This window comes from Vibrio sp. 10N.222.49.C9, assembly GCF_041474985.1.
Classification (GTDB): domain Bacteria; phylum Pseudomonadota; class Gammaproteobacteria; order Enterobacterales; family Vibrionaceae; genus Vibrio; species Vibrio crassostreae_C.
In genome coordinates this window covers 22038-28740 of record NZ_JBFRVD010000049.1, presented here as the reverse complement: position 1 = coordinate 28740, position 6703 = coordinate 22038, and the positions used below count along the sequence as shown (strand labels likewise).

The following is a 6703-nucleotide window of genomic DNA, read 5'->3' as shown; positions in this document are numbered from 1 at the left end:
CAGTTAAGCGCTATCTGTTGCCCAAGGCAGTAAGAGCAGCGAATAACTAATGCGATACTAGCTCAGTTGGTAGAGCGCAACCTTGCCAAGGTTGAGGTCATCGGTTCGAACCCGATGTATCGCTCCACTTTCTTCTAAAAAAGCTAATAAGTACTTTAAACCTCTGTGTTTAAAGGCGACCACAAAGGTCACGCTCTTTCTTTAATGCTGCGAAGCATAATCCCCCCAAAAAGCAAATAATCCTCCATCATGGTGGATATTTTTTTGTCTTAAATTTTTCTTAGCAACTGGAATGCTAGTAAACATCAGGTCTCTGAAGCAGATACTTGAGGTTTTTCACATCTATAAACAGACTTATCCACAAAATGTTAGGTGTGGATAACTTGGTTGATAAAGTTATTTCAGTCTTAATTCTTTACATATCCCTAAAAGATCTTTCTTGTTTTCAATATATTAGATGAATTGCAGCGATCGTAACTTGTTGTTTTTTATCAAGTTGGATGCCTATCTTGGATTTAATAAAAGATCGTTAACTTGTTGTTTTTTGATCTTAATCATTTATCGGTACTGTGTTTAACTTTGCTCGGGTGTCGGAAGTTTACGAGAGTTCTGAATTTTTTCCACATTGTTAGAATTGAGAACAAGGTCAAACATTGTTCTAAAATTATGTGCAACGAGTTGTCTTAAATATTGGACTATCGATGTGGGTGTCGCTGTCAATCGTTGATACCAAAAGGGCTAGGCGTCTCTTGGTAGTCCTTTCTCTACTATACGTATCAGTCTGTGCTTTTTGGTGGAGATTTTGCTGTTACTTTTTTGCACACAGCTATTTTTCTGCGTAGAGCTATCTTCTTGCACACTGCTAGCGTTGGGTAACTGCTGTAGTTGTTTATTCAAAGCCCACTCAATATGCACATCAAGCATTTCGTTTTTGCCTTGATGAGACTCCAGGGTTTCAATAATGCGTTGTTGAAATGGTGCATTGCCCATCGCAACAAAGATATTGCGTAACCACTGGGTGTGGCCGATACGTCTGATTGCTGAGCCTTCCATTTTCTTTAGGAAGGTTGCTTCGTCCCAACTTGAAAGTGAAACCAGATCGGCTTCTTGGAAATCTTCTCTGCGGTGAAAGTCTGTTTGCTCTGTGAGTTCGGCATGACGATTCCACGGGCAAACTAACTGACAATCATCGCAACCGTAGATACGGTTACCAATGGCATCTCTATACTCTTCAGGGATCACACCATCATATTCAATGGTTAAGTACGAAATACATTTGCGCGCATCAACCACGCCATCAGCAATAATGGCACCCGTTGGGCAAGAAGTGATACATGCGGTGCATTTGCCGCACTCATCAACACTGGGTTCATCCGTGGGAAGAGGGATGTTAACTAACAGCTCCCCTAGAAAGAACCAAGAGCCAGCGTCTTTATCAAGAATTAATGAGTGTTTACCTGTCCAGCCCAACCCTGCTTTTTGAGCGAGTGGTCTTTCCAAAATGGGCGCTGAATCGACGAAAGGGCGTGAGTCTAAACCCTCGACCTCTTTTTCAATTCTTTGTCCTAGCTTTTTCAACTGGTTACGGAACAATTTGTGATAGTCGCGGCCTAAAGAATAGCGGCTGATGTAGCCTTGAGTGGTATCGCTTAGGTTAGAGGCGAACTGAGCTTCTGGTGGTAGGTAGTTCATTCGAGCGCTGATCACTCGAATTGTGCCTGGGTGAAGTTCATCAGGACGTGCACGCATCATCCCATGTCGAGCCATCCAATCCATTTCGCCGTGGTTGCCTGCATCTAGCCATGCTTGAAGAGGGGCTTCGTGTTCACTTAAATCAACATCGCAGATGCCAACTTTTTGAAAGCCCAGCTCTTTTCCCCAGATTTTAATTTTTTCAGCAAGATGGTCTAGATTCATGGCTTATTTCTTATTTTCTCTGTTTTACAATTAGAGATAAGGCTAATTAAAATTAGGTTCGGCAAAAATGGGGGCGGATCTTAACGGATCTTAGTGGTGTTGACCAGAACAGACGCGTTTTGATCAGTATTTTTCATAGAACTTACACTTGAGTGCTTGTCTCCCAAAAGCATCACGGTTTACTATTCTTGTTCTTTTGATTTTTATATAGTCAACGATCGATTTTTAGAGAACGTATTCATGAGCACGAAACAATTTACTTTGAAAGATGAACAAGCAACGATTCAATTAGGAACGGAGCTTTCTAATCTTTGCTCACAGCAGACGACTATTTATCTGCATGGTGATCTTGGCGCAGGTAAAACGACTTTCAGTCGTGGCTTTGTAAAAGCGCTTGGCCATCAAGGAAATGTAAAAAGCCCAACGTATACTCTAGTTGAACCTTATCAACTTGCAGATTGGCAGGTGTACCACTTTGACCTTTATCGCCTAGCCGATCCTGAAGAGTTAGAGTTTATGGGAATTCGTGACTACTTTACTCCGGATGCTATCTGTTTGGTTGAATGGCCTGAGAAAGGTTATGGGATGCTACCAGAAGCCGATTTGGATATTGATATTCGTTACCAAGACGATCACCGTATTGTTTCTTTAACCGCTAATAGTGAATACGGACAGCGCTTACTTAGTCAGTTGGAGTTATGTTGATTTCTAAACGCCTTATTTCAACAGTGGCCATGATGGCTGCTGTTTTTTCTATACTGTTTTCTTCACTTGTTTCTGCAAACTCACTGAAAAGTTTAAGGGTTTGGCCTTCTCCAGAAGGAACTCGTGTGGTTATCGACTTAAAATCAGAAGCGGACTTTAGCTATTTCACCCTGAGTAGCCCGAGTCGCTTAGTGGTTGATTTAAAAAATACCAGTCTTGCGACTAAGTTACCGGTCGAGGTGAAAGACAGCCCTGTTCTATCTAAGATTCGTAAGAGCTCACCGCCAGACAAAAACACCTATCGCTTGGTTTTTGAGTTAAAGCAGTCGTCTAAAGCAGAATTATTCAAACTGAGCCCGACCCCAGGTGGTCAGTATGGACACCGTTTGGTGATCGACTTACCTCATGGTGCGGCAAGTAAAGCGACATCGACACCGAGTAAGCCAACGGTAAGTAAGAACATTAATCAGGTTAAGCGCCAGAAAGATATTCTAATTGTGATTGATCCTGGCCACGGTGGTGAAGACCCAGGTTCGATTGGTCCTACGCGTAAATACGAAAAAGACGCGACTCTGAGTATTTCTAAGAAGTTAGCAGCTCAACTGAATGCGGTCCCGGGGATCAAAACTCGTATGACTCGTAATGCTGATTACTTTGTGAACCTGAATCGACGTGTTGCGATTGCTCGAGAGAATGAAGCTCACCTGTTGATCTCTATTCACGCCGACGCCTTTACGACGCCTCAACCAAGAGGTGGTTCAGTGTTTGTATTGAACACTCGACGCGCAAATACAGAGATCTCTCGTTGGATTGAGAATAAAGAGAAACAGTCTGAATTGCTTGGTGGTAGCGGTGCAGCGTTCACAAGCAATATTGATGATAAGAACGTAAACCAAACCCTGCTTGATTTGCAGTTTAGCCACTCTCAAAAAGAGGGCTACAAACTGGCAACGGCAATTCTGTCTGAAATGGGTAAGGTTGCGAAACTGCACAATAGCAAGCCGATTAACACCAGCTTAGCAGTATTACGTTCACCACAGATCCCATCAGTACTGGTAGAGACAGGTTTTATTTCGAATCCGACGGAAGAGAAGCTTCTTTTCCAACGTTCGCACCAAGATAAATTGGCACGAGCAGTGACTAAAGCGGTGGTTAAGTATTTGAAGGCTAACCCGCCTGAAGGGATTATCTTGTCTAACGCAACGTCATCAACGGGCAGCGTGAGCCAACATAAAGTCTCTCGTGGTGAGTCTTTGTCTGTGATTGCGAGCAAGTATGGTACGTCGACACAGACGTTGATGAAGTTCAACAATCTGAAATCGAGCAGCCTAGCAATTGGCCAAGTACTTAAGATTCCAGGCAGTGCTTCAACTTCATCATCAAGCAGTGCGGTTAAAACGAAGACCATCACTCACACGGTTAAGTCTGGAGAGTACCTAGGTAAGATCGCCAGCCGCTATAAAGTGTCGGTGGCTGATATTAAACGTGAGAACCGTTTGAAATCAGAGACGGTGAGAGTAGGCCAAAAGTTACGTATTACGGTTGAAGTTAAAGATGTTCCTCTGCGCAAACACAAAGTTGCAAGAGGTGATTACCTTGGCAAGATAGCTTCGAAATACGGCGTGAGCGTCAACAGCATTCGCCAAGCGAATAAGCTAAGATCTGACAGTCTAGCTATCGGCCAAGTGTTGATTATTCCTCACAAGTAGTCTTGGGAATGCTAAACAGCTTCAGGTATATCAATGATAAAAAATAAGAACTAGTGCAAACGTAGCAGCGTTTCCATCAATGGCAGTAAGGTAGCTATAAATATGACGATCAAAATACTGCCAGCTCGGTTAGCTAACCAAATCGCAGCGGGTGAGGTGGTAGAAAGACCCGCTTCTGTTGTAAAAGAGTTGGTTGAGAACAGTTTGGATTCTGGTGCGACACGTATCGATATTGATATCGAGAAAGGTGGCGCCAAGATGATCCGCGTTCGTGACAATGGTAAAGGCATCGTAAAAGATGAGCTTGCCTTGGCACTGAGTCGTCATGCTACCTCCAAAATCCACACTCTTGATGACCTAGAGGCGATCGTCAGCCTCGGTTTCCGTGGTGAAGCGCTGGCGAGTATTAGCTCGGTTGCGCGCTTGACCATGACTTCACGCCCTGCCACTCAAGATCAAGCTTGGGCAGCACACAGTGAAGGTCGTGATATGCAGGTAAAACTGCAGCCAGCAGCACACCCAATTGGTACTTCGGTTGAGGTGTTGGATCTGTTCTTCAATACACCAGCGCGCCGCAAATTCTTACGCACCGAGAAGACTGAATTCACCCATATTGATGAGTTGCTCAAGCGTATTGCATTAAGTCGCTTTGATGTGACGATCAACCTTCGTCATAACGGCAAGATGATTCGTCAGTACCGCGCTGCCAAGACAGAAGTTCAAGCAGAAAAGCGCATCGCTGTGGTATGTGGCAATCCTTTTGTTCGCCATATGCTTAAGATCGAACTTGAGCACCAAGGCTTAAAACTTCATGGCTGGATCACCACACCTGAAGGGGCCAGACAGCAAAGCGACCTGCAATACTGCTATGTGAATGGTCGTATGATGCGTGACAAGCTGATCAACCATGCGATTCGTCAAAGCTACGAAACCAGCCTGCGTCCAGACCAATTCGCGACGTATGTGTTGTTCATTGAACTCGACCCACATCAGGTGGACGTGAATGTCCACCCTGCAAAACATGAAGTGCGTTTTCATCAAGCGCGCCTTGTGCATGACTTTATTTACCAAGCATTGAGTGATGGTTTAGCACAGAGCAAGCAGATCGATGCTGCACCAATCAATCAGTCGGCTTTTCATCAGTCAGAAGTGATTCATCATCAGCAAGATAGTACGAGCTCTGCAGTTGATGGTGTTGCAAGTTTCGCTGAGCCAGAAAGCGTAATGCCTAGCAGTTCGGATCAAACCCAAGTTTCGGATAGGGTGCGACACGCTATTGAGCAAACGCCTGCCTACCCGAGAAAAGCAGAATCAGAGCACGCTTTTGATAAGCCTCAACACAGCGTTAATGATGGTGGGCGACACTATGTTTCATCAATTAGCCCAAGCTCATCAACCAGTCCAAGTTCATCTGCTGGCCGAAGCTCGGCTACTAGTGACAGCAGTTTTACCGGTTCCTCTCGCCAAGAGTGGATAGAGTCTCGACCTGAACCTAAAAAAGAGAAAGAGCCACACCAACATCATGGTGAACCCGCGCCATCTAAGCGAGAAGTGAAAGCCTATAAAGAGCTTCTGAAAACGCCAGATTTTGATGAGCAAGTTGTACAGCCTTCACTTTCTCAAGAGCATGTGGCACCAGTAGAAACCAGAGACAACTTAGAAAATAAAGAAAATAAAGAAAATAAAGAAGCTAAGCCTGCTCAACAGAATCCTGTTCATTTAAAGCCAAGAGCACCTGTAACGGACTTGGGCAAAGCGGTCTCGATTGTGGAACGTCAGTATCTGGTAATGGGCAATAAGAACGGCAGTGTGCTGGTTTCCTTGGCTAAGGCTGAGTTATTGCGTGTTGTTGGTCAGCTTGATACTCGAGGTGGTGCGTTAAAAAGCCAACCACTATTGGTGCCTTTATCGATTAAGCTGGGTAGTGAACTTGTCGAAGTTGCTAAGGCGCTGAGTCAAACTCTGGCATTACTGGGGATTGAGCTTAAGGCGCGAAACAGCGAGGCGGTAATGGTGATGGGCGTGCCTTCTCCTTTAAGGCAGCAAAACTTACAAATTTTGATCCCAGATCTGTTATCTTACGCGGCTTCAATAAATGCCCAGGGTGCAGTGAAGCAACCTAATGACATGTTGTCAGCTTTGGTTAACTGGATCGGGATTCAAACCGCACAAGTAAAAAGCGACTACACTTTATCTGAAGCGGTTCAACTAGTTGGGGAACTAGAACAACTTTGGCATGGTCTACTTCCATTAGATGATCCAGAGTTTGTTAATCCTATCGACTTTTCAGCGACTATAGCCGCGTTTACGGTTTAATTTTTTCGCGACGACCTTTGTCTTTTTAGCTGAATACGTCGCGACACAAAGCCCTT

General features: G+C 44.5%; 4 protein-coding genes and 1 tRNA gene. 4 read left to right on the top strand and 1 reads right to left on the bottom strand.

What is annotated here, in order from left to right; translation table 11 throughout:
- Positions 1–51 precede the first annotated feature (51 nt).
- Positions 52–127 (top strand) — tRNA-Gly (locus AB4585_RS19140).
- A gap of 611 nt (positions 128–738) precedes the next feature.
- Here the strand turns inward: AB4585_RS19140 and queG are convergent.
- Positions 739–1917: a tRNA epoxyqueuosine(34) reductase QueG gene (gene queG / locus AB4585_RS19135; RefSeq protein ID WP_017059922.1), complete on the bottom strand. Its 1179-nt coding sequence runs from the start codon at positions 1915–1917 to the stop codon at positions 739–741.
- 240 nt (positions 1918–2157) lie between these two features.
- Between queG and tsaE the strand changes: the two genes are divergently transcribed.
- From tsaE to mutL, 3 genes are all read left to right on the top strand, one after another.
- Complete coding sequence (tsaE, locus tag AB4585_RS19130) at positions 2158–2622, top strand: tRNA (adenosine(37)-N6)-threonylcarbamoyltransferase complex ATPase subunit type 1 TsaE (protein WP_004735870.1); 465 nt, start codon at positions 2158–2160, stop codon at positions 2620–2622.
- Entirely contained in the window at positions 2616–4331 is a 1716-nt protein-coding gene (locus AB4585_RS19125; protein WP_136989458.1) for an N-acetylmuramoyl-L-alanine amidase, read from the top strand. The genes tsaE and AB4585_RS19125 overlap by 7 nt, the downstream gene beginning before the upstream one ends.
- Positions 4332–4433: 102 nt before the next feature.
- A complete protein-coding gene (gene mutL, locus AB4585_RS19120) occupies positions 4434–6647 on the top strand; it encodes a DNA mismatch repair endonuclease MutL (protein ID WP_372170596.1) in 2214 nt (737 codons plus the stop codon).
- Positions 6648–6703 lie beyond the last annotated feature (56 nt).